The organism is Paracoccaceae bacterium Fryx2 (genome assembly GCA_032334235.1).
In the GTDB taxonomy this organism is placed as follows: domain Bacteria; phylum Pseudomonadota; class Alphaproteobacteria; order Rhodobacterales; family Rhodobacteraceae; genus JAVSGI01.
The window spans coordinates 644,171-667,871 of record JAVSGI010000003.1; the positions used below are offsets into that span (position 1 = coordinate 644,171).

The following is a 23,701-nucleotide window of genomic DNA, read 5'->3' on the forward strand; positions in this document are numbered from 1 at the left end:
CGCCGCCGCGCCGGTCAGGCATCGGTCTTGCTGTGGATCGGCGGCGGCACGTCGGCACTGCCTTCGGCACGGTCGCGGTGCAGCGCGGCCCGGCCCAGCAGCATCAGCGTGACCGGCGTGGTGATCATCACGAAAGAGCCGATGACGAGTTCGTGCAGGATCGTGCGGTCCTGCATCCACGAATACACCAGCATCGAGGCAAGCAGGATGCCCGCCGTGCCCCAGCTGGTGCCAAGGGTCGGGGCATGAAGCCGGTCATAGAAGCTTTTCAGCCGCAGGAGGCCCAGCGCGCCCAGAAAGGTCAGCGTGCTGCCGATAACCAGAAAGGCCGCCACCAGCAGCGCCAGCCAGAGCGGAAGCCCGTCAAGTGCCGTCATTCTATCACCTCGCCGCGAATCAGGAATTTTGCAAGCGCCACCGTGGCGACAAAGCCCAGCACGCCGATGATCATCGCCGCCTCGAAGAAGAACGGCGTGCCAAGCCGCATCCCGGTCACGACGAACAGCAGCATCGTCGTGATGTAGATCGTGTCGAGCCCGAGCACCCGGTCCTGGGCGTGGGGGCCGCGGATCGCGCACAGCGTGGCAAGACAGGCGGCCAGCGCCAGCATCAGCTGCGCATAGGACAGCGCGACCCAGAGGATGATTCCTGCGGTCATGCGAATGCCTCCAGCAGACGGGCCTCGTAGCGGTCGCGGATCAGGCGGCGCCAGTGGTTTTCGTCGGTCATGTCGAAGACGTGCAGCAGCAGGATGCCGCTTTCCGCGTCATGTTCCAGCCAGGCAGTGCCGGGTGTCGCGGTGACGACGATCGCCAGCAGCGCCAGTGCAGCCGGGTTCCGCAGCCGCAGCGGAATCTCGACGAAGGCCGAGGTCCGCGCCCCGTGGCGACCGTTGGTGAGGACCAGCCACGCCACCGCGAGGTTTGACCGGATGATGTCGACGCTGACGACCCCGACCAGCCGCATCAGCGGCCAGATGGCGCGAAGCTTCGGCCCCTCCGGCTCCAGCCGGCGGAAGGCCCAGCCCGCCAGCAGGCTGATCGCCAGCCCGAGCAGCAGGTTGCCGACCGAAAAGCGCGTCAGCAGCAGCCACATCAGCGTCAGCGCCGCCAGCAGCAGCGGATGGGGCATGTGGCGCCTCATTCCACCGGCCCCGGCACCGCGTCCGCGACCCGCGGCGCGCGCAGCACGCCCTCGGAATAGACGGTCGGGCGCAGCAGCGCCTCTGCCGTCAGCGTGGTGTATTTCAGAACGTCCTCGGCCCTGACCGTCAGCAGCAGCAGCATCCCCGTCAGCACCAGCACCGGCGCCACCTCCAGCGCCAGCACGCGCGGCGGTGTGCCGTCAGAGGCCCAGAAGGTCTGGATGCCGACCCGGATCAGCCCGATCAGCGTTGCCAGACCCGACACCAGCAGCAGCGCCACGAAAGACCAGCCAAGCACCGGGTGCAGCCCGCCGGGCATCATCAAACCCTGCAGGATCGCCACCTTGCCGATGAACCCCGACAGCGGCGGCAACCCCGCCAGCACGATCAGGCAGGCCCCGAAAGACAGGCCCAGCACCGTCAGCGTGCCGGGAATGGCAAGGCCGACCTCGGGCTGGCTGACCTCTTCCTTGGCGTCAAGGCCGTAGGCGTCGGCGGTCAGGGCCAGCATGGCGGCGATGCCGCCCTCTTCGCGGCTCATCGGTTCCAGCAGCAGGAACAGGGCGCTGATCGCCAGGGTGGACCCGAAAAGGTAATACAGCCCCCCCGCCAGAATGGCCGTGCCGCCACCCGCCAGGGCAAACCCCGTCACCGCCAGCAGCGTGCCCGAGGATACCAGCACCAGATGCGCCGCCATCCGGCCAAGCCCCTGCGAGGCCAGCACGCCCAGCATCCCGAAGGCCACCGTCGCCATCCCCCCCGCGATCAGCACCCCGGCGCCGAACCCGGCCGAGGCCCCGGCCGTGGCGCCGAACAGCAGCATCGACAGGCGCAGGATCACATAGACCCCGACCTTGGTCATGATGGCGAACATCGCGCCCACCGGCGCGGCCCCGGCCATGTAGGCGGTCGGCAGCCAGAACGACAGCGGCCAGATCCCGGCCTTGATCAGGAAGGCCAGCCCCAGGATCGCGGCCCCGGCATGGAACAGCGGGCGTTCGCTTTCGGGCAGCACCGGCACGAGGTTCGACAGGTGCGCCATGTTCAGCGTGCCGGTGACGCCGTAGATCAGGCTGACCCCGATCAGGAACAGCAGCGACGCCGTCAGGTTCACCGCGATGTAATGCAGCCCCGCCCGCACCCGCAACTGCCCGGTGCCATGCAGCAGCAGCCCGTAAGAGGCCGCCAGCAGCACCTCGAAGAACACGAACAGGTTGAACAGGTCGCCGGTCAGGAAGGCGCCGTTCAGCCCCATCAGCAGGAACTGGAACATCGAATAGAAATGCTGCCCCTGCCGGTGCCAGCCCGCCGCCGAATAGACCAGCGCCGGAATGGCCAGCAGCGCGGTCAGCACCAGCATCATTGCCGACAGCCGGTCGATCACCAGCACGATGCCGAAGGGCATCGCCCAGTCGCCCAGCAGGTAGAACCCGATGTCGTTGCGGCCGGTCTGCGCCGTGCCCATCGACCGGTCCAGCAGCTCGATCGCGGTCACCAGCAGCGCCAGCGCCGACGCGACGCTGAGCAGCGGCTTGGCCCAGCGCCGCCGGTCGTCGTAAAGCAGCATCACCGCCCCGGCAAGGAACGGGATCAGGACCGGCGCGATGATCAGGTGTTCGGGTGCGATGGTCACGGGTCGGTCTCCTTGCCATCGACATGGTCGGTGCCGGTGATGCCGCGCGAGGCGATCATCACCACCAGAAACAGCGCCGTGGTGGCAAAGCTGATCACGATGGCCGTCAGCACCAGCGCCTGCGGCAGCGGGTCGGCATACTTCGTCGGGTCGACGAACCCGCCCTTGGGCATGATCGGCGGCGCGCCAAGCGTCAGCCGCCCCATCGAGAAGATGAACAGGTTCACCGCATAGGACAGCAGACAAAGCCCGATGATCACCTGAAAGGTGCGCGGCCGCAGCACCAGCCACAACCCCGAGGCGACAAGGACGCCGATGGCGGCAGAAAGCACGATTTCCATCAGGCGGGCTCCTGTTCGGGGGTCGCGGGTGCGGCAAACCCGGGGTCGGCGGGCGCCTGGTCGGCGGGCGCGGGGCCTGCGGGTTCGGCGGCGTCCTGGTCGCGCTGGCGGGCGGAGCGCAGCGACTGGTGGGCAATCGCGATCAGCATCAGCACGGTCGCCCCGACCACCAGCGCATAGACCCCGGCATCGAAGATCAGCGCGGTGGCGGCCGGCACCCGGCCGAGCCCCGGCAGCATCACATACTGCGCATGGGCGGTCAGGAACGGATAGCCGAAGGCAAAGGCCCCGACCCCGGTCATGCCCGCGACCAGCAGCCCGAACCCCATCCAGCGGATCGGCAGCACCGTCAGCCGCGCCTCGATCCAGCGCACGTCATGGCCGATGTATTGCAAAAGGAACGCGATGGCGAGCGTGACCCCGGCCGAAAAGCCGCCCCCCGGCAGGTCGTGCCCGCGCAGGAACAGATAGGCCGACAGCACGATCATCGCGGGGAACATCCAGCGCATGATGACCGACGGCACCAGCAGGTACTCGCCCAGCTGCGCCAGTGCCCCGCCCTTCTGCTGGTCGGGGATGTCAGTGCTTTCGGGGGCCGGGCGGAACCGGCGCAGCAGCGCGAACACCGTCAGGCCCACGGTCGCCAGCACCGTGATCTCGCCGAACGTGTCGAAGGCGCGGAAATCCACCAGGATGACGTTGACGACATTGGTGCCGCCGCCCTCGTAATAGGCGTTGCGCAGGAACCAGTCGCCGATATTGGGGATCAGCGGCCGGGTCATCACGACATAGGCGATGGCAGCGATGCCCGCCCCGGCAACCACGGAAATCACCAGATCGCGGATGCGCCGCAGGCGGGCGGGCATCAGCTTGTCCGCGGCAATCTCTTCCCGGCGCTTGGGAAGCCAGCGCAGGCCGAGGAGCAGGAGCGCGGTCGTCACGATCTCGACCAGCAGTTGCGTCACGGCAAGGTCGGGGGCCGAGAACCACGCGAAGGTCAGGCAGGTCACCAGCCCCGCGCCACCCAGCAGCACCAGCGCGGCAAAGCGGTGATACTTGGCCTGCCAAGCCGCCCCCACGGCGCAGGCCGCCCCGACCAGCCACATCAGCGCGAAGGACGGATTCAGCCCGGTTGCCAGCGGCCGGGGTGCCTGCCGCAGCGCGCCCCACAGCGTCACGACGCCAAGGGCGATGGCCAGCAGCGCCACCAGCCGCAGTTGCGGTTGCAGCCCTTCGGTGCCCAGATGCCGGTGCAGATAGCCCGGCACCTTCCAGGTCAGCGCCAGCAGGCCCTTCTCGAACATCCGCTGTGCCCGCAGCCGGTGCAGCAGCGGCGGCCCTTCCGGCCCTGCGGCGATGTGGCGTGCCAGAACGGCGTAGAGCGCGATTCCCGCCGCCAGTGCCACCAGGCTCATGATCAGCGGCAGGTTCAGGCCGTGCCAGATCGCGATGTCGTAATAGGGCAGGTCCGCCCCGAGGACCGAGCGCGCCGCCATGTTCAGCACCGGCCCCAGCGTCATGGCCGGCAGGATGCCGACCACAAGGCAGATCAGCACCAGCGCCTCGACCGGACGGCGCATCCAGACCGACGGCTCGTGCGGCTGCCGCGGCAGCCCTTCCGGCGGCGGGCCGAAGAACACTGTGGCGATGAAGCGCAGCGAATAGGCCACGGCAAAGGCGCCGGCCAGCGTTGCAAGGTATGGCAGCGCATTGTCGAGCCATGATCCGTTGTGCCAGTCCACCGCCTCGGCGAAGAACATCTCTTTCGACAGGAAGCCGTTCAGCAGCGGCACCCCCGCCATCGCGGCAGAGGCCACGATGGCGAGCGTGCCCGTCACCGGCATGAACCGTATCAGCCCGCTGAGCCTGCGCATGTCGCGCGTGCCGGTCTCGTGGTCGATGATCCCGGCCGCCATGAACAGCGACGCCTTGAAGACGGCATGGTTCACGATGTGGAAGATCGCGGCCAGAATCGCCCCTGTGCTGCCGATGCCGCAGAGCGCGGTGATCAGCCCAAGGTGGCTGATGGTGGAATAGGCCAGCAACCCCTTGAGGTCATGGCGGAACAGCGCGACGACCGCCCCCAGCAGCATGGTCGCCATGCCGGTGCCGGTGACGGCCAGAAACCACATCTCGGTTCCCCCCAGCGCGGGCGAAAAGCGCACCAGCAGGAAGACCCCGGCCTTGACCATGGTTGCCGAATGCAGGAAGGCCGAAACCGGCGTCGGCGCGGCCATCGCCCCCGGCAGCCAGAAATGGAACGGGAACTGGGCCGATTTGGTGAAGGCCCCCAGCAGGAACAGCACCAGCACCACCGGATACAGCGGATGGGCCCGGATCAGGTCGCCCGACACCAGCACCCGGTCAAGGTCGTAGCTGCCCGCAATCTGGCCCAGCATCAGCATCGCCAGCAACAGGCACAGCCCCCCGGTCGCGGTGACGATCAGCGCCATCCGCGCCCCGTCGCGCGCGGCCTGCCCCTGATGCCAGTAGCCGATCAGCAGGAAAGAGATGATCGAGGTCAGTTCCCAGAACACGGCCAGCATCAGGATGTTGCCCGACAGCACCATCCCGATCATCGCCCCGGTGAAGGCCATCAGAAAGGCATAGAACCGCGGCACCGGGTCGGTTCTGGCCAGATAGTAGCGCGCATAGATCACCACCAGAACGGCAATGGCCAGAACCAGCGTGACGAACAGCCAGGCAAGGCCGTCCATCCGGAACTTCAGGTTCAGGCCAAGCGACGGCACCCAGCGCACCGTCGCCTCGACCACCGTCCCGCCCGCAACCGTGCCGTAAAGCCCCCCCATGACCGCAAGCCCGCCCAGCAGGAACAGCCCCGAGAACCAGGCCGCGGCACCATGCGCGTTGACATGCAGCGTGGCAGAAACAAGGGCCGCAAGAAACGGCAGGACGACCAGGATCAGGATCAGGTTCTGTTCGATCATCCGGTGCCGGAGGCTCCTCTTGCCGGGGCGAAAACCGCGTTGCCCCACAAGCCAATGGATCGATGCCGCATGTTCCGCCAGACAGCGGAAATGCGTAGCCCGATACGACAGGGGAAGCTTCCCTCCTTATGAAGGCGTTGAATGTCGGGATTCAATAGGCATTGTGCCCCACAGGCGGCATTTGACTGCTGATGGTGGTGCCTGCGCCGTGATGCGATCACGACTTGGGCACCTGCGGTGGTCACCGCGTGCGGCACGGTGTAGATTGGGCAGATGGTCACACGTCTTTCCCCCCGCAGCGGATACAGCCGCGCCGAACGGCTCAGCGATGCGGCGGTGCATCTGTCGGGGCTGTCGGCCGCCGTGCTGGCGGTGCCGGTGCTGATCACGCTGGCCGTGGTCTGGCGCGGCGACGGGCAGGCGATTGCCGGCGTTTCGGTCTATGGCGTGACGCTGATCGCGATGATCCTGTGTTCGGCGCTGTACAACATGACCGTGCATCCCTACTGGAATGCGGTTTTCCGCCGGATGGACCATTCGGCCATCTATTGCAAGATCGCGGGCACCTTCACCGCCTTCGTGATGCTGTCGGGCCAGGGTGCCGTGCTGCTGGCGGGAATCTGGGTCGCGGCGCTGTGCGGCACGGCGCTGCGTCTGCTGGCGCCCGACCGGTTCCGCTGGCTGGCGCTGGCAATCTATCTCGGGATGGGCTGGATCGGCACCGCGGTCGGCTGGCCGATGTTCGCCGCCTTTTCGGGCAGCGTGTTCGCGCTGATCGCCGTCGGCGGCGTGCTTTACACCATCGGCACCGGGTTTTTCCTGTTCGAGCGGCTTCCGTTTCACAACACGATCTGGCATGTATTCGTGCTGACCGCGTCGGTTGTGTTCTATGCGGCGGTCATGATCCATCTGGCCGAAACCTCGATGAGCGAAAGCGTGACATGACCGAAAGCGACCCCTTCGACCTGCAACGCTTTGTCAAGGCGCAGATGACCGCGTTCGAGCCTGCCATGGCGGAACTTCAGGCCGGGCGGAAGCAGACGCACTGGATGTGGTTTGTCTTTCCGCAGCTGCGCGGGCTGGGGCAATCGCCGCGGTCGGTGGAATACGGCATCGCCTCGCTCGACGAGGCGCGGGCCTATCTCGACCACAAGGTGCTGGGGCGGCGGCTGGAACTGGCCACCGAAATCGTGCTGTCCCGCGACCCGAAGTCCCTGACCACCATGTTCGGCCCGCCCGACGACGCCAAGTTCCTGTCCTCCATGAGCCTGTTTTCTGTGGCCGACCCCGGCCCCTACACCCCGTTCCGCATGGCGCTGAAACGCTGGGGCGGCGGCGTGCCCGATCAGGGCACCGCCCGGCTGCTGGGGCTCTGACGCCACTACTGCCGCAGGCGCCAGCCGGTGCGGAAGATCCACCACACCGCCGCAAGGCAGAGGCCCGTAAAGACCGCGATGGCCAGCAGGCTGATGGCAATCGGCACGTCGGCCGTGTCGAAGAACGACCAGCGGAACACCGACATCAGATAGACCACCGGATTGAACAGCGCGACCGTGCGCCAGACATCCGGCAGCATGTCGATGCTGTAGAAGCTGCCGCCCAGAAAGATCAGCGGCGTCAGCACCAGCAGCGGAATAAGCTGCAACTGCTGGAAATCCTTGGCCCAGATTCCGATGATGAAGCCGAACAGCGAAAAGCTGATGCTGGTCAGGGCCAGCAGGCCGAACATGGCGAACGGGTGCGCTATCGGCAGATCGACGAACAGATACGCGGTCAACAGGATCACCACCCCGATCAGCATGGATTTCACCGCCGCCGCCCCGACATAGCCGACCACGATTTCAAGGTGGCTGACCGGGGCCGACAAAAGCTCGTAGATCGTGCCGATGAACTTGGGAAAGTGGATCGCGAAGGATGCGTTCGACACCGACTGCGTGACCACCGTCAGCATGATCAGCCCCGGCACGATGAACGCGCCATAGCTGACCCCGTCGATGGTCTCGATCTTGCCGCCGATCGCCGCGCCGAACACCACGAAGTAGAGCGAGGTCGAGATCACCGGCGAGATCAGCGATTCGATGATGGTGCGGAAGAACCGCGCCATTTCCTTGTGAAAGATCGCCCGGATGGCGTAGAGGTTCATGGCGTTTCCCTCACCAGCCCGACGAAGATGTCTTCAAGGCTGCTTTGCGTGGTGGCAAGGTCGGTCATGTGCAGCCCGGCGGCGCGCAGGTCGCCCAGCAGCGTGATGATCCCGGTCCGCTCGCCCCTGGTGTCATAGGTGTAGATCAGGCTGCGCCCGTCGGGCCCGAGGTCGAGCGCATAGTGCGCCAGCGCGTCGGGCACCGCCGCCAACGGTTCGGCAAGATCGACGCGCAACTGTTTCTTGCCCATCTGCGCCATCAGGTCGGCCTTGTCCTGCACCAGCAATATCTCGCCCCGGTTGATCACGCCCACCCGGTCGGCAATCGCTTCGGCCTCTTCGATGTAGTGCGTTGTCAGGATGATGGTGACGCCCTGCGCCGCCAGATCACCGATCACAACCCACATGTCCTTGCGCAACTCCACGTCCACGCCTGCCGAGGGCTCGTCCAGAAACAGCACGCGCGGTTCGTGCGCCAGCGCCTTGGCGATCAGCACCCGGCGCTTCATGCCGCCCGACAGGGTCTTGATCAGACTGTCTTTCTTGTCCCACAGCGACAGTTGCCGCAGCACCCGCTCGATATGTGCCGGGTCGGCCGCCGTGCCGAACAGCCCGCGCGAGAAGGTGACGGCGTTGATCACCTTCTCGAACGGTTCCAGCGTGATTTCCTGCGGCACCAGACCGATCAGGCTGCGCGTCGCGCGAAACTCCCGCGTCACGTCGTGGCCGCCCACGGTGATGCTGCCCGAGGTGGGCTGCACGATGCCGCAGATGGTGGAGATCAGCGTGGTCTTGCCCGCGCCGTTGGGGCCGAGCAAGGCGAGAATCTCGCCCTCCTCGATTTCAAGCGACACCGACTTCAGCGCCTGAAAGCCCGAGCCGAAGGTCTTGGTCAGGTTGCGGACAGAAACGATCGACGACATGTGACCCCCGGGTGCAGCAGTCGACCAATCTATCCCCGCCCGGCGGCAATGGCAAAGGCCGGGTCGGTGCAGAGGCGCAGGGGCCGGCCTGCGGAAATCGGGCGGTCGGGTCGCGCCACTGCACCAAAGGCCGTGACCCTTCGGGCCGGAACGGACCCCTGCCCTACAGGCTCTTGAGGTATTCCAGCAGCGCGTCCCGGTCTGCGGCAGGCCGGGCCGTGCCATAGTCGTGCCCCATGTTGCCGTTGCCGGGAAGCGAGGTGTCAAGGCGGATGGCATCCGGCCCGGCGGCATCCTCGAACCCGACGTTCACCGGGTCGAACCCCGACGCCCCGATGCTGAAGCTTCCGGGGCGTTCGGCGGCGGGTTGCAGCAGGGCGCGCAGGGTCGGCACCGATCCGTTGTGCAGGAAGGGCCCCGTTGCCCAGACACCGTTCAGCGGCCGGGCGCGGTATTGCGCGGTCTCGCCGACCTCAAGGCAGGCGACATCCTCGGCCGGGCGGTCGAGCGCGTCGGCCACCAGCAGCGCATAGAGCACCGACTTGTCTTCGTTGCGGTCGGTCAGCACCGCAGTGATTTCCGCCTCGGTCCTGCCCGCGGCCGCCAGTCTGGCGATGACCTGCGCGTCGGATTCCTGGTTCTTGCGGTCGGAATGCGTGGTCAGGCCCAGCTTTTCGCCCACCGCCTGCAAGGCTGTGCGGACATGGCTCAGCACCGAGGTTTCCAGTTCGGTGCCGACTTCATCGACGATCGTGCCGCCGGTCGCGCCGAGGTCGTTCATCATCACCGCGACGGTCACATGCGCCAGGATCGCGTTGCCATGGGTGCGCGCGCACAGCCGGTCGCCGCTGACAAAGGCGGCCTTGCGGCCTTGCAGCGGGCCGGTCGCAACCTCGCGGTTGGAGAAATCGAACGCCGCGGCGGGGTCGGTGCCGACGGCAGACAGGGGCACCAGCTTCACCGGGATGCCAGCAAGCGCGCCCCGGTCGGTGCGGTTGATCACGGCGTGGCAGCTTGCACAATCCGCCGCATAGATTTCCTGCCCGCGCGCGACCAGCGCCGCATCCAGCGGTGGCAGCAGGCCCAGCTCGGCCAGCCCGCTCCACTGCGGCGAGGTCAGCGATTCCAGCGTGCGTTCCAGATCCATCAGGTGCCCGACCCGGACGGACGAGGCATAGCCGATCGGCAGCAGGGTCTCGACGATCGAGACCTCGCCGAACACGCCCAGCACCTGCCCCACGTTGCGCCCGATGGCACCTGCGCCCGCATTCGGCACGACGCCGTTGTATTGCACGAAATCAAGGTAGGGCGCATCCCACAGGAAGGGGTAGCTGACCGGCGCATCGGTGGGGCGGGCGTTGTCGGGGCGGTGCAGCATCTCTGCCGTGACCTGATTGAGGATCACGTTCAGCGCATCGACCCGGCCCGGCCCCGGCACGATGGTGCCCGCATTGCGCAGGGCCCAGTTCTCGCGCGTCTGGGTCATCAGGCGGAAGCGCGCGTGCAGGCGGGCGGTATCGTCCGGCGACACGTCGGCCCCCAGCACCCGGGCGGCGAAACGGGCAAACTTGGCCGGGTCGTCGCGCGTCGCCTGCAGGGCGGCCACCAGATCGGCCATGAAGGCGCCGAAGTTGAAATGCGACACGCCGCCGTCGATCAGCACCTGCTTGTCGTCGATCATCACCTCGGTGACATGGCAGGCGGCGCAGTTCATGCCCAGCTGCGGTTCCGGCCCCAGCATTCCCTTGTCGATGGTCAGCCCGATCGGCAGCGCGTCGGGGTTGAGGGCGGATGTCCCCCAGGCAATCATGCCGAAGCTTTCCAGATGGCTGTCATCGCGGAACAGCGCCTCGGAGCCGGTCTGTTCCAGCGCCAGAAACCACGCATAGGGCATGATCGGCGAGCCCTGCGGTTCGTGGTAGAACAGGTTGCGCGTCGCCTCGTCCCAGCCCTGATCCAGCGTGACGGCCTGCTGGCCGAAGGCGGTGCCCGCCATGGCCAGCAGCAGCGCCGCCGAAGGAAGGGCGGTGCGGCCGATTTTCGTCCGGGTCATGAAGGTCTTCATCGGTGCAAACGCCTTTCGGTGCGAGGTCGGTCAGAGGGTCTTGAGGTATTCGATCAGCGCCATGGCACCGGGTATGTCGCCCGACCAGTCAAGCCGGTAGGTGCGGCCGTCCTCGACCACATCCACGTCATGGCCGCGGGTGGTCAGTGCCGGGAACGCGGTCGTGTCGAAAAGGTAGCCGCCCGGCGCGCCTTCCTGCCACTGGAAGCCCATCAGTTCGGTGTCGTAGCCAAGGCGGCTTTTCACGAAGCGGTCGGGCCGCTGGTCGGGCACCAGCAGGTGGAACATGGTCGGCACCACGCCGGTGTGCAGATAGGGCGCCAGCGCCCAGGCCCCGTGCAGGGCGGTGGCGTTGTAGCCCGCCTGCTGGTCAAGCGGGCGCATGATCGCGGCCCCCTTGCCCTCCAGCGATTGCCCGTCGAAGCTGGCGCAGGGGGTGACCGGGGCGCCGTATAGCGTGATCGTGGTCTGCGGGTTGCAGATGCCCAGATACTCGGCGCGCGCGCCCTTCATCAGCATGTTGTTGATCACGCCGGCCCGCGACGGGTCGGTGCCCAGCGTGTCATAGACCCGGCCGTTGTTGGGCTGATGGCAGGCGGCGCAGTTCTCGGCAAAGAGCCCCGCCCCGGTTGCCGCCAGCGCGGTATCGACGGCAAAGGGATAGGGCGTCGCGGGCAACCCGTCGAGCAGATCGGCCGAAAACGCCGCCACCCGCAGGTCGGTGCTGTTCAGACCCATGGTCATCGAGGCGGCAAGGTTGCGATAGATCGGGATCGCGATGTTGCCGTTGTATTGGCCGCCGCCGTTGATCAGCCCGGTTCCGGTCGCGTCCCATTCGGCGGTGCGGTCGTTCTGCGCCCAGACTGCCATGAAGTCGGTCAGGCCCGGTTCGGAAGGCAAAAGCCGGCCGCGAAACAGCCGGCCCACCAAGCCCGTGCCCATCTGTTCATAGCCATGCGCCGCGCTGACCCCCGTGGCATCGGCCATGCCGGGCAGCCCGTGCAGCATCTGCGGCTGGAACCCGGGGTAGGTCTTGTCCAGATAGGTGCCGAAGGCGCCGATGAAGCCGTCGACATAATCGACGAAAGCCCCTGCCAGCGCCGGCGCATCGGCGCGGAACAGCGCGATCTGGCGTGCCTCGTAGGCGGCATCGAAGGCGGTCTTGTCATAGCGGCTGTCGCCATAGAAGAACGTGGGCGACTGCGCCGCGGCCGTGTCGAGGCCGGTCAGCACGGCCTCCAGCACGGCGGCCTTGCGCTGGTCGGGTTCGGTCGCGCCTTCGGCAAGCGCGTCGATGGTGGCGCCGAGCCGGACGAAATAGGCGTTGATGTTGAACTGGCTGTTGATGCCGCCGCGGATCAGGCCCAGCCCGCCATCCGCACCCTGCACCCGGCCGATGTGGCAGGCGGCGCAGGTGAACGAGGTGTAGTCCACCCCCGTCGGAGTAGCCTCGCCCGACAGGCCGGAAAAGCCGATGCCAACCGGAAGCGGGCCGGGCGTGTCGGGGTCGGGAAACAGGCCGATCTCGGCCATGAAGGCGTCGCCGCCCGCCCATTGGTCGGGGGCGACCACGGGCAGCAGTTTCAGCAGGATCATCGGCGTGCCGTCGGTCTGCGAGAACGGGAAGCGGGTGAACCAGTCATAGGCCACGCGGTGCTGGGCGACATGGGCATCCAGCACCGCCGTCCGGCGCGCCTGCTCGGCGGGCCAGTCGGCGGGCACCGGGCGCAGGGCCGGGGTTCCCTCGGGCGCTGCCAGCGCGACCGGGGCGGGTTCGGGCGTGGCCATCTGCCAGGCCAGCGCCGCTGCACCAGCGGCAACCACCGCCGCAAACGACACGAGGAGTGTCTTCTTCATCGGGCCGCTCCGGCGTTCCGCGGCAAAGCCGTCATTGGTTCATCTCGTGGCGCAGGTCGCTGATCGCCTGATAGACCACGCGGCGCATCCGGTTCACCGTGCCAAGCGGCCGGTGTTCCGCCAGCGCGTGCCACGGGTTGAAGCTGCGCGCCTCGCAGGCGGCGTTCAGGGCGGCGGTGTCGAACTGCTGCTGGTGAATCGTGATTTCCGCGACCCGCACGAAGGGAGCAACCGCCTCGTCCCAGGGCGTGATCACGTCTTCGACCGCAAGCCCGGTGGTGCCGCGCGACTGGATCAGGAATTCCATGCAGGCAGGCCCCGCGGCCAGGCTGTCGCGCAGCGCGGCGCGCAGGAAGTTCTTGCCCGCGGCCTCGGGCACCGCCTGATCCTGCGCGACGCAGGGCCGGGCGGAATACTTGACGACTCCGCGGCCACCGCCCAGCCCGAACTGGTAGGGCGTCACCGAATAATACTGCGTCAGCAGCGGGTTGGCGATCTTCTGCTTCAGCATCGTGTAGGCGTTGACCGACCCCTGCCAGCCCAGGATGAACGGGATCTTCAGCATAGGCAGGGTGCGGCCCGCATCGACGATCTGAAAGAACTGGGTATAGCCGTGCGAGTCGTTGACGAAGAACACCGGGCTGGAAATCAGGACGATATCCTGCGCATCCGGGCTTGCCGGGTCGGCAAACAGCTTGTCGCCGGCCACACCGCGCAGTTTCAGCGCCATGCCGCGGGTGTCGCCGTTGCGATCGTCGCCGTAAGCATCGGGCGAGCCGTTGGAGAACCGGACCACCGTGTCGTAGCTGGCCCCCGGCTGGAAGATTCCGACCCGAAGCGCCGCCGGAATGTCGGCGTCCACCGTGAAGGTCGCGCTGACGCAGCCATGCGCCTTGGGATGTGCATCGCGGCGCGCGCCCCCGGCGGTGTATTCGGCCCGTATCGTGGCGGACAGCGTTTCGATCAGCGCCCGCGCATCCGCAGCCTCGGTCGCGCCGATGCGTTCGCCCAGCAGGCTGTCGGCTTCGGGATAGGGGGCGTTCTGGGTGAAACCGGGGTCGGTGGCTGCGGTCAGTGCCGCGACACAAAGGCAGAGCGTGGGAAGCCTGGACATGAGCTCACGGTTCTTCCGTCAGCCGTGTCGCGGGGACAAGGCTGACGGATCTGGGGGTGGAACGGATCTGCGGTCGGAAAAGCCGCCCGGCAGACTTGTCAACCCGGCCACCGAGTTATGACGCACATCCAAAAGTTGTCCACCTTTAAACGTCGCAACCGCCGCTGCCACGGGAACATTCTGCCGACGGGCCTGCCGCGCCGCGTGCGGCCTGCCGCACCCCCGCCGCAGCACGCCCCTACGCCGCCGCATCCGCCGCAGTTGCCTTGGGCACATAGTTCAGGATCGGGCCGAGCCAGCGTTCGACCTCGGCCACCGGCATCCGCTTGCGCGCGGCATAGTCCAGCACCTGATCCCGCTCCACCTTGGCCACGCCGAAATAATAGGCGTCGGGATGGCCGATATAGAGGCCGGACACCGAAGACCCCGGCCACATCGCCATGCTTTCGGTCAGCCGCACCCCGGTTGCCGCCTCGGCGTCCAGCAGGCGGAACAGGGTGGCCTTTTCGGTGTGGTCGGGCTGTGCCGGGTAGCCGGGGGCCGGGCGGATGCCGCGGTAGGGCTCGCCGATCAGGTCGGCCGGGGCAAGGCTTTCGTCGGGTGCATAACCCCACATCTCGCGGCGCACGCTTTCGTGCATCCGTTCGGCAAAAGCCTCGGCAAGGCGGTCGGCCAGCGCCTTAACCAGAATGGCGCTGAAATCGTCGTTCGCCCGCTCGAACCGCTGCGCGATCGCCGCCTCCTCGACGCCCGCCGTGACGACGAACCCGCCGACATAGTCGGGCGTGCCCGGGGGCGCCACGAAATCGGCCAGGGCCAGGTTGGGGCGGCCGTCGCGCTTGGCTATCTGCTGGCGCAGGGTGTGGAGCATCGCCAGTTCCGTCTGCCGCGTCTCGTCGGCGAACAGCCGGATGTCGTCGCCCACCGCATTGGCGGGCCAGAACCCCACCACGGCGCGCGGTCGGAACCATCCTTCGTCGATGATCCGTGCCAGCATCCCCTGCGCATCGGCAAACAAGGCGCGGGCGGCGGCTCCCTGCGCCTCGTCGTCGAGAATCCGCGGATAGACGCCCTTCAGCTCCCATGTCTGGAAGAACGGCGTCCAGTCGATATAGCGCGCAAGGTCCGCCAGATCCCAGTCGTCGAACACCCTTGTGCCAAGGAACGAGGGCGCGGGCACGCCGTAGCCCCGCCAGTCGATCCGCATCGCGTTGGCGCGGGCGGCGGCCAGCGGCAGGCGCTTCTTCGCCAGCTCGGCGCGGGCGTGGCTTTCGGCAACCTGCCGGTATTCGGCGCGGGTGGTTTCGACATACCCCGCCTTCTGGTCGGGCGACAGCAGCGCCGACACCACCCCCACCGCGCGGCTGGCGTCGGTCACATAGACCGTCTGGCCGCGCGCATATTTCGGGTGGATCTTCACGGCCGTGTGGATGCGCGAGGTCGTCGCCCCGCCGATCAGCAGCGGAATCGAAAAGCCCTCGCGCTCCATCTCGGCCGCCATGTGAACCATCTCGTCAAGCGACGGCGTGATCAGGCCGGAAAGGCCGATGATGTCCACGCCCTGTTCCCGCGCCACCGAAAGGATCTTCGCGGCGGGCACCATCACGCCAAGGTCGATGATCTCGTAGTTGTTGCAGGCCAGCACGACGCCGACGATGTTCTTGCCGATGTCATGCACATCGCCCTTCACCGTGGCCATCAGCACCTTGCCCGCCGACTCGCGCCCGGTGCCGCCCGACAGGCGCTTTTCCTCCTCCATGAAGGGCAGCAGCACGGCGACGGCCTGCTTCATCACGCGGGCCGACTTCACCACCTGCGGCAGGAACATCCTGCCCGCCCCGAACAGGTCGCCCACCACGTTCATTCCGGCCATCAGCGGGCCTTCGATCACATGCAGCGGGCGGTCGGCTGCCAGCCGCGCCTCTTCGGTATCGGCGTCGATGAATTCGGTGATGCCGTTGACCAGCGCATGTTCCAGCCGCTTTGCCACCGGCCAGTCGCGCCACGCCAGATCGCGCTCCTTCGCCTCGCGCGCGCCGGTGGACCTGAACCGTTCGGCAATCTCCAGCATCCGCTCGGTCGCTTGCGCCGTGCGGTTCTGCACCACATCCTCGCAGGCCTCGCGCAGGTCGGGGTCGATGCTGTCATAGACCGCCAGCTGGCCTGCGTTGACGATGCCCATGTCCATCCCCGCCTGAATGGCGTGGTAAAGGAACACGGCGTGCATCGCCTCGCGCACCGGCTCGTTGCCGCGGAAGCTGAACGACAGGTTCGACACCCCGCCCGAAACATGCACATGCGGCAGGGTCTGCACGATCCGCCGGGTGGCGTTGATGAAATCGAGACCGTAGCTGTCGTGCTGCTCGATGCCGGTGGCGATGGCGAACACGTTGGGGTCGAAGATGATGTCCTCGGGCGGGAAGCCTGCCTGTTCGGTCAGCAGCCTGTAGGCCCGGGTGCAGATTTCGACCTTGCGATCCTCGGTGTCGGCCTGCCCGGCCTCGTCGAAGGCCATCACCACCACGGCGGCACCGTAGGCCCGGCAAAGCCTTGCCTGATGCAGGAAGGCCGCCTCGCCCTCCTTCATGCTGATCGAGTTGACGATCGCCTTGCCCTGCACGCATTTCAGCCCCGCCTCGATCACCTCCCATTTCGAGGAATCGATCATCACCGGCACGCGGGCGATGTCGGGTTCGGACGCAATCAGGTTGAGGAAATCGACCATCGCCTGCCGACTGTCGATCAGCCCCTCGTCCATGTTCACGTCGATGATCTGCGCGCCCGCCTCCACCTGCTCGCGCGCCACGTCCAGCGCGGCCGCATAGTCGCGATTGGTGATCAGCTTGCGGAACCGGGCCGATCCGGTGACATTGGTGCGCTCGCCCACGTTGACGAACGGGATGGCCTTGGTCAGCGTGAAGGGCTCCAGCCCCGACAGGCGCATCAGCGGCGGCTGTTCGGGCACGGCGCGCGGCGGGTATTCCGCCACGGCGGCGGCAATCGCGCGGATATGCTCGGGCGTGGACCCGCAGCAGCCGCCGACGATGTTCACCAGACCGTCGCGCGCGAAATCCGCGATCTGCGCCGCCATGAAGTCCGGGCTCTCGTCATACTGGCCGAAGGCGTTGGGCAGGCCCGCATTGGGATAGGCGCAGACCAGCGTGTCGGCCACGCCCGCAAGCTCGGCCAGATGGGCGCGCATCCCGGCCGCACCCAGCGCGCAGTTCAGCCCGATGGTCAGCGGATCGGCATGGCGCACCGAATGCCAGAAGGCGGTCGGCGTCTGCCCCGACAGCGTGCGCCCCGACAGGTCGGTGATGGTGCCCGAGATCATCACCGGCAGGCGGATACCCCGCGCCGCGAACGCCTCTTCGCAGGCAAAGATGGCGGCCTTGGCGTTCAGCGTGTCGAAGATCGTCTCGATCAGGATCAGGTCGGCCCCGCCGTCGATCAGCCCGCGCAGCTGCTCGGCATAGGCGTCGCGCAGCTGGTCGAAGGTCACGGCGCGGAAGCCGGGGTTGTTCACGTCCGGGCTCATCGAGGCGGTGCGGTTGGTCGGCCCCAGCGCCCCGGCCACGAAGCGTTCCCGCCCGTCCTCGGCCGTCGCCCGGTCGAGGGCCCGGCGCACCAGACGCGCGCCGTGAAAGTTCAGATCATGAACCAGATGTTCCAGCCCGTAATCCGCCTGCGCGATGGCGGTTGACGAGAACGTATTTGTTTCCACGATATCCGCGCCGGCCCTGGCATAGGCGTAGTGGATATCCTCGATCGCCTGCGGTTGCGTCAGGATCAGCAGGTCGTTGTTGCCCTGCTGCGGGTGCGGCTTGTCGCCGAACAGCGGCGGGTGGCAGACGCAGCCCGCACCATGCGCGGTAAACTCGGCCTCCCCGAAGCCCAGGGCTTGTATCTGCGTGCCCATCGCGCCGTCGAGAATCAGGATGCGCTCGCGCGCCAGCGCGGCGATGCGGTCGAATACCGGGGATCTTCTGGGGGCGGGGGACATGGCGGCTCCGTTCAAACGACAATAGGCACCGCAAGGTGCCCGGCGGCAGGATAGGGCAAGAGCCCGACCGGATCGAACTCATAATTCTCACCGATAACATGAATCCCGCGCATGTTTCAGCGCGCCCACCATGGACGGCAGGCCCGCCCGGCCCGCCTGTCGCCGGGGTGCGAGACGGGATGCGAGACGGGGCGCGAGATTGGGCGGTTCGGATTGGTCTTGCCCCGGTTCGATGCTACGGTCGCGCCGGTTGGGTGTGCTGCCACAAACCCGGAGGCTGCGTTTGAACAAGCTTGACGAAAGCCTGCTGGTCTCCCTTCCGCCTTTCCGCAGGCTGGCGCGGTCGCAGGTCCGCGAGATTCTGGATGCGGCGCAGGCGCTGCGTTTCGATCCGGGCATCGCGGTATTCAGCGAGGGGATGCCGGTGGACCGCTTCTTCCTGCTGCTCGACGGGCATATCCGGGTGATCCGCACCACCCCGGGCGGCGACCAGATCATCGCGCTGCACATCGCGCCGGGGCAGTTGTTCGGCATCGGCGCGGCGCTGGGCCGCACCACCTACCCGGCGACGGCGATGACGGCAGATGAATGTCTGGCGCTGGCCTGGCCGAACCGGCTCTGGTCCGACTTCGCGGCGCGCCATGACGGTTTTGCGACCGAAACCTACAAGGTCGTGGGCGAACGGGTGGGCGAGATGAACAACCGCATCATGGAACTTGCCACCCAGCAGGTGGAACAGCGCGTCGCCTGCGCCATCCTGCGCCTGATCACCCAGATGGGCCGCAAGGTGGCGGGCGGCATCGAGATCGGCATTCCGATCACCCGCCAGAACATTTCCGACATGACAGGCACCACCCTTCACACCGTCAGCCGGTTGCTGAGCGGCTGGGAAAGGGAAGGGATCGTGCTGTCCGAACGGCGCAAGATCACCGTGACCGCGCCGCACAAGCTGGTGGTGCTGAGCGGGGCCGAGCCCTAGCGCAGTTTCATCCTTCGGCCGGTTTGCGGCGGAAATCGGCGGTCGAGCTTTGCAGCACGGCCCCGCCCGCATCCACCACCAGCCGCAGCCGCCGGGTCGGGGAATAGAACGTCAGACGGAAGCGCCCGGCATCCTCGTCCTCGCCCTTTTCGCACAGGCTGGTGACAAGGCCGGCGTGCAAGGCATCCCGCAGCGCCTCGGGGGTCAGATGCAGGCCCCTTGCCACCAGGGCCGGGTCGATGTGGATCGTGCCGTTCTCGAACGTGATGCTCATGGTGACCCTCGGTGTTGCATTCCCGGTCAGTGGTTGGCGGGCGCGCGCCGCGCCGCGTTGGGCTGCGTCAGCACCGGGGCGAAATGCCAGACAAACAGGGCAAAGCCCAGCGTCCAGAACCCCGCCGCGATCCACAGGCCCGGGGCCACCGGCGCCGCCACCCGCACCAGCGCCGCCATCGCCACGCAGGCAAAGGCTGCGGCCAGCGGCGGCCCCGCCTCCAGCGGCCGCGCGGTATGGCCCAGCGAGGCCCGCATCATCACCGCCAGCGTCATCCCCCCGAAGCCGCCGATCCCCAGAAGGTGCAGCCCGGTCGCCACCGGCAGCAGGCCAAGCGCCGCCAGCCCCACCGCCACCAGCCCCGCCGGAAGGAAGGCAAAGGCCAGATGCAGCATCAGCAAGAGCGGCGAGGACCAGACCCGCCAGCCGCGCCAGCGCAGCAGGCGCGCCATCTGCACCACCCCGGCCAAAAGCAAGGCAAGACCGGCCAGCATCGAGTCCGGCAGGGCCACCCAGCACAGCAGCCCCACCAGCGCCACCCCCAGGCTGACCGCATCCAGCCGCCCGAACGGCACCGGCAGCGGCCCCGGTTCCGGCCCGCGTTTCACCAGCCAGTTGCGGGTGAAGCTGGGGATGATCCGCCCGCCGATCAGCAGGATCAGCAGCGCCACCATGGCAAAGCCCAGCCTGCGCCCGACGCTGGCACTGCCCAGCGTCATCGCCTCGACGTGAAAGGTGACGTTGGCCACCAGATACAGCAGCACCGGCACGACAACCTTCAGGTTGCCCCAGTTCCGCCCCGCGACGATTTCCGAAACCACCATCGCGCCGATCGCCAGCATGAAGGCGCAATCCACCACCATCACCGCAAACGGCCCCAGCCCGAACGCCCCCGCCACGGCCAACCGCCCGGCGAGCCACAGCGCGGCCAGCGCCATCAGCGGCCAGCCCCGGGTTGGCATCCGCCCGGTCCAGTTGGGAATCGCAGTGAACAGGAACCCCGCGATCACCGCCGAGGTATAGCCGAACAGCATCTCGTGGATGTGCCAGTCGACCGGCGAGAACGGGCCTGCAAGCTGTGCGGTGCCCGACCAGACCGCCATCCACAGCGGCACGACCAGCACCGCGAACAGGCTGGCCGAAAGGAAGAACGGCCGGAAGCCGTAGCTGAACAGGGCGGGGCCGTCATAGGGCGGGCGGGTGGTTTTCTGCATGTCAGGGTGCCTTTGTGTCCGTGCCCCATCCTGCCCGGTTGCGGCGGGTCGGACGTTGTGCCGCCGCAACCCCGGGGCAAATCATCCGGTTGCCGCGGCAAGGTCGGCGCGAAACGCCGCCTCGTCCAGCCGGTATTCGGCGCAGGCGTCGCTTACAGTGTGAAACGGGGCGATCGGGCAGCCGAAACACACCATCCGCCGCGCGAGAAACACCGCAGCCGTTTCCGGCCACAGGTCGAACAGGCCGCACAGCGGCAGATCGGGGTCATCCTTCCTCGGGCCGCGCATTGTGCCTCCGTTCCGGCCAGGGTGCCGGTGGCGCGACCCTGCGCCCCGCAATGGCCCGCGTCGTTGTGCCGGCACAACGTCGCCTGCCCCGCGCCTTGCTAGACGACCCTGATCCGCAACAATCGCCAGGACCGACCCCATGTCAGAGATCCTCACGAAATCACGGGCCAGGAACATCTTCTACGGTGGATCGCTGTTCTTCGTCGTGGTGTTCGTCGCAATGACCATCCATTCGCACCACTATGTGGTCAAGGTGTCCACCGCGGGGATGCCGCTGTCGCCCGGGGTGATCCTTGGCAAGCACGTCTGGGAACGCCACAGCTGCATCAACTGCCACACCCTGCACGGCGAGGGCGCCTACTTCGCGCCCGAGCTTGGCAACGTGATGACCCGCTGGGGCGTGCAGGACGATGCCGAGGGTGCCTATCAGATGCTGGACGGCTGGATGTCCGCCCAGCCCAGCGGCATCGAGGGCCGCCGCCAGATGCCCCATTTCGCCATCACCCCCGAGGAAATGCGCGCCCTGGCCGATTTCCTGCGTTGGGCCGATCAGACAGACACCCAAGGCTGGCCGCCAACGGACGCGGGCTAGGAGAAAGCCATGAAATATCAATCACAAAAGGTCGCCTACGCCTACTTTCTGGTGGCGATGGGGCTGTTCGGCATCCAGGTCATGGGCGGGCTGCTGGCGGGCTGGATCTATGTCTCGCCCAACACCCTGTCCGAGCTTCTGCCCTTCAACATCATCCGGATGATCCACACCAACGCGCTGATCGTCTGGCTGCTCCTGGGGTTCTTCGGCGCGGCCTATTTCCTTGTGCCGGAAGAATCCGAGCGGGAAATCTGGTCGGTCAAGCTCGCCTACCTGCAACTGATCATCCTCGTCGTCGGCACGCTGGGGGCCGTCGGCAGCTACCTCGTCGGCATCCATGGCGGGCGCGAGTTTCTGGAGCAGCCGCTCTGGGTCAAGTTCGGCATCCTCGTCGCGGCGCTGATCTTCCTGCTGAACATCTCGATGACCGTGCTGGCCGGGCGCAAGACCGCGATCACCGGCGTGCTGCTGACCGGCCTGTGGCTGTTGTCGCTGCTCTGGATCTTCGCCTTCATCAACCCCGACAACCTCAGCCTTGACAAGATGTACTGGTGGTTCGTCGTCCACCTCTGGGTCGAGGGCACCTGGGAGCTGGTGATGGCCGCGATCCTGGCCTTCCTGATGCTGAAGCTGACCGGGGTTGACCGCGAGGTGGTGGAGAAATGGCTTTACGTCATCGTCGCCACCGCGCTGTTTTCCGGCATCCTCGGCACCGGGCACCATTTCTACTGGATCGGCCTGCCGGAATACTGGCAGTGGACGGGCTCGATCTTCTCGGCCTTCGAGGTGGTGCCGTTCTTCGCGATGATGTCCTTTGCCTTCATCATGGTGTGGAAGGGTCGCCGCAACCATCCCAACAAGGCGGCGCTCCTGTGGGCACTGGGGTCGGCCACCGTCGCGTTCTTCGGCGCGGGGGTCTGGGGCTTCCTGCACACCTTCCACGGCGTGAACTTCTACACCCACGGCACGCAGATCACCGCCGCCCACGGCCACCTTGCCTTCTACGGCGCCTATGTCGCGATGAACCTCGCGATCATCACCTATGCCATGCCGCTGCTGCGCGGCCGCGCGCCCTACAATCAGGTGCTGATCATGGTGTCGTTCTGGCTGATGACCGGGGGCATGGCGTTCATGACCTTCGTGCTGACCTTCGCAGGCACGATCCAGACCCACATGCAGCGCATCGTAGGCGACTATTACATGGACGTGCAGGATCAGTTGAGCCTGTTCTACATGATGCGCTTCGGGGCGGGCATCGCGGTGGTGCTGGGGGCCATCCTGTTCATCTACGCCCAGGTCGTGGTGCGGCGCGAGGTCATCGCTCCCGACACCATGCCGCTTGCCGAGGGCCGGACACAATGAACGCGCTGGTCCCCGAACTGATGGCCGAACGGATGCCCGAACGCACGGTGCCCTTCTACCGCCCGGTGGCGCAGGAATGCGCGCTGTTCGAGGCGGCCCATGCCAAAGGTCTGCCCCTTCTTCTGAAGGGGCCGACCGGCTGCGGCAAGACGCGGTTCGTCGAGCACATGGCGGCCCGTCTTGGCCGCCCGCTCTACACCGTTGCCTGTCACGATGACCTGTCGGCCGCCGACCTGATCGGGCGTTACCTCTTGCGCGGCGGGGCGACGGAATGGGTGGATGGCCCGCTGACCCGCGCGGTGCGGGAAGGGGCGATCTGCTACCTTGATGAGGTGATCGAGGCGCGCAAGGATGTGACGGTCGTCCTCCACCCGCTGACCGACAACCGCCGCACCCTGATGATCGACCGCACCGGCGAGGAACTGGTGGCCCCACCGGGCTTCATGCTGGTGGCAAGCTACAACCCCGGCTACCAGAACATCCTCAAGCGGCTGAAGCCTTCCACCCGGCAGCGGTTCCTGTCGATCACCTTCGGCTTTCCCGACCCCGCGACCGAAACCGCCGTGGTGGCGCGCGAAAGCGGGCTGGATGCGGCGCGGGTCGCCCCGCTGGTGCGGCTGGCCGGGCATATCCGCGCCCTGTCGGGGATGGATCTGGAGGAGGGCGTTTCCACCCGCCTCCTGATCTACGCCGCCAGCCTGATCGCCGGGGGGATGCCGCTGGAGCGCGCCTTGCAGGCCGCCGTGGTCGAACCGCTGACCGACGAGGCGGACGTGGCGCAGGCCCTGCGCGACGTGATCGCATCGGTTTACGGCTGAGCC

General features: G+C 67.1%; 21 protein-coding genes. 6 read left to right on the forward strand and 15 right to left on the reverse strand.

Annotated elements, in window-relative coordinates; genetic code table 11:
* Positions 1-14: 14 nt before the first annotated feature.
* From mnhG to RNZ50_04090, 6 genes are read right to left on the reverse strand one after another with little or no spacing between them, the layout of a single operon-like run.
* Positions 15-377, reverse strand: a complete 363-nt coding sequence (gene mnhG / locus RNZ50_04065) for a monovalent cation/H(+) antiporter subunit G (protein MDT8854224.1) — start codon at positions 375-377, stop codon at positions 15-17.
* Positions 374-658 carry a K+/H+ antiporter subunit F gene (locus tag RNZ50_04070; GenBank protein MDT8854225.1) on the reverse strand — a complete coding sequence of 95 codons (285 nt, stop codon included), beginning with the start codon at positions 656-658 and terminating at the stop codon, positions 374-376. Before RNZ50_04070 ends, mnhG begins: the two co-directional genes overlap by 4 nt.
* Positions 655-1,143: a Na+/H+ antiporter subunit E gene (locus tag RNZ50_04075; protein MDT8854226.1), complete on the reverse strand. Its 489-nt coding sequence runs from the start codon at positions 1,141-1,143 to the stop codon at positions 655-657. Before RNZ50_04075 ends, RNZ50_04070 begins: the two co-directional genes overlap by 4 nt.
* Entirely contained in the window at positions 1,140-2,771 is a 1,632-nt protein-coding gene (locus tag RNZ50_04080) for a monovalent cation/H+ antiporter subunit D (protein MDT8854227.1), read from the reverse strand. The genes RNZ50_04075 and RNZ50_04080 overlap by 4 nt, the downstream gene beginning before the upstream one ends.
* Before the next feature lie 2 nt (positions 2,772-2,773).
* On the reverse strand, positions 2,774-3,118 hold the full coding sequence (locus RNZ50_04085; GenBank protein ID MDT8854228.1) for a Na+/H+ antiporter subunit C: 345 nt from the start codon (positions 3,116-3,118) through the stop codon (positions 2,774-2,776).
* Positions 3,118-6,066, reverse strand: coding sequence for a monovalent cation/H+ antiporter subunit A (locus RNZ50_04090; protein MDT8854229.1), 2,949 nt, complete (start codon positions 6,064-6,066; stop codon positions 3,118-3,120). The genes RNZ50_04085 and RNZ50_04090 overlap by 1 nt, the downstream gene beginning before the upstream one ends.
* 273 nt (positions 6,067-6,339) lie before the next feature.
* Here RNZ50_04090 and RNZ50_04095 point away from each other — a divergent pair, with 273 nt between their 5' ends.
* Together RNZ50_04095 and RNZ50_04100 are read left to right on the forward strand one after the other, a co-directional pair.
* On the forward strand, positions 6,340-7,011 hold the full coding sequence (locus RNZ50_04095) for a hemolysin III family protein (GenBank protein MDT8854230.1): 672 nt from the start codon (positions 6,340-6,342) through the stop codon (positions 7,009-7,011).
* Positions 7,008-7,442 (forward strand): DUF1810 domain-containing protein, encoded by a 435-nt coding sequence (locus tag RNZ50_04100; GenBank protein ID MDT8854231.1) that lies wholly within the window; start codon positions 7,008-7,010, stop codon positions 7,440-7,442. The genes RNZ50_04095 and RNZ50_04100 overlap by 4 nt, the downstream gene beginning before the upstream one ends.
* A gap of 5 nt (positions 7,443-7,447) precedes the next feature.
* Here the strand turns inward: RNZ50_04100 and RNZ50_04105 are convergent, their stop codons facing one another.
* The 6 genes from RNZ50_04105 to metH all read right to left on the reverse strand — a co-directional run bounded on the left by RNZ50_04105 (position 7,448) and on the right by metH (position 18,171).
* On the reverse strand, positions 7,448-8,209 hold the full coding sequence (locus RNZ50_04105) for an ABC transporter permease (protein ID MDT8854232.1): 762 nt from the start codon (positions 8,207-8,209) through the stop codon (positions 7,448-7,450).
* Positions 8,206-9,132 (reverse strand): ABC transporter ATP-binding protein, encoded by a 927-nt coding sequence (locus tag RNZ50_04110; GenBank protein ID MDT8854233.1) that lies wholly within the window; start codon positions 9,130-9,132, stop codon positions 8,206-8,208. Before RNZ50_04110 ends, RNZ50_04105 begins: the two co-directional genes overlap by 4 nt.
* A 163-nt stretch (positions 9,133-9,295) precedes the next feature.
* Complete coding sequence (locus RNZ50_04115; protein MDT8854234.1) at positions 9,296-11,185, reverse strand: cytochrome c; 1,890 nt, start codon at positions 11,183-11,185, stop codon at positions 9,296-9,298.
* Positions 11,186-11,227: 42 nt separating this feature from the next.
* The gene (locus tag RNZ50_04120; protein MDT8854235.1) at positions 11,228-13,054 is read right to left on the reverse strand and encodes a hypothetical protein; all 1,827 of its coding nucleotides are present in this window, start codon (positions 13,052-13,054) and stop codon (positions 11,228-11,230) included.
* Between the two features lie 31 nt (positions 13,055-13,085).
* On the reverse strand, positions 13,086-14,168 hold the full coding sequence (locus tag RNZ50_04125; protein ID MDT8854236.1) for a catalase family protein: 1,083 nt from the start codon (positions 14,166-14,168) through the stop codon (positions 13,086-13,088).
* 238 nt (positions 14,169-14,406) lie between these two features.
* Positions 14,407-18,171 carry a methionine synthase gene (gene metH, locus RNZ50_04130; protein ID MDT8854237.1) on the reverse strand — a complete coding sequence of 1,255 codons (3,765 nt, stop codon included), beginning with the start codon at positions 18,169-18,171 and terminating at the stop codon, positions 14,407-14,409.
* Between the two features lie 283 nt (positions 18,172-18,454).
* On the opposite strand from metH, the gene RNZ50_04135 reads away from it, so the two are divergent.
* Positions 18,455-19,150 carry a Crp/Fnr family transcriptional regulator gene (locus RNZ50_04135; GenBank protein MDT8854238.1) on the forward strand — a complete coding sequence of 232 codons (696 nt, stop codon included), beginning with the start codon at positions 18,455-18,457 and terminating at the stop codon, positions 19,148-19,150.
* Positions 19,151-19,157: 7 nt separating this feature from the next.
* On the opposite strand, the gene RNZ50_04140 is transcribed toward RNZ50_04135, so the two are convergent.
* From RNZ50_04140 to RNZ50_04150, 3 genes are all read right to left on the reverse strand, one after another.
* Complete coding sequence (locus tag RNZ50_04140) at positions 19,158-19,424, reverse strand: DUF6522 family protein (GenBank protein MDT8854239.1); 267 nt, start codon at positions 19,422-19,424, stop codon at positions 19,158-19,160.
* 26 nt (positions 19,425-19,450) lie between these two features.
* Positions 19,451-20,638 carry an NnrS family protein gene (locus tag RNZ50_04145; protein ID MDT8854240.1) on the reverse strand — a complete coding sequence of 396 codons (1,188 nt, stop codon included), beginning with the start codon at positions 20,636-20,638 and terminating at the stop codon, positions 19,451-19,453.
* An 81-nt stretch (positions 20,639-20,719) separates the two neighbouring features.
* The gene (locus RNZ50_04150) at positions 20,720-20,926 is read right to left on the reverse strand and encodes a hypothetical protein (GenBank protein ID MDT8854241.1); all 207 of its coding nucleotides are present in this window, start codon (positions 20,924-20,926) and stop codon (positions 20,720-20,722) included.
* Positions 20,927-21,065: 139 nt separating this feature from the next.
* Between RNZ50_04150 and RNZ50_04155 the strand changes: the two genes are divergently transcribed.
* The 3 genes from RNZ50_04155 to RNZ50_04165 are packed head-to-tail and all read left to right on the forward strand — an operon-like array spanning position 21,066 to position 23,698.
* Positions 21,066-21,518: a cytochrome c gene (locus RNZ50_04155; GenBank protein ID MDT8854242.1), complete on the forward strand. Its 453-nt coding sequence runs from the start codon at positions 21,066-21,068 to the stop codon at positions 21,516-21,518.
* A 9-nt stretch (positions 21,519-21,527) separates the two neighbouring features.
* A complete protein-coding gene (locus RNZ50_04160; protein ID MDT8854243.1) occupies positions 21,528-22,880 on the forward strand; it encodes a cbb3-type cytochrome c oxidase subunit I in 1,353 nt (450 codons plus the stop codon).
* Positions 22,877-23,698: a CbbQ/NirQ/NorQ/GpvN family protein gene (locus tag RNZ50_04165; GenBank protein ID MDT8854244.1), complete on the forward strand. Its 822-nt coding sequence runs from the start codon at positions 22,877-22,879 to the stop codon at positions 23,696-23,698. Before RNZ50_04160 ends, RNZ50_04165 begins: the two co-directional genes overlap by 4 nt.
* Positions 23,699-23,701 lie beyond the last annotated feature (3 nt).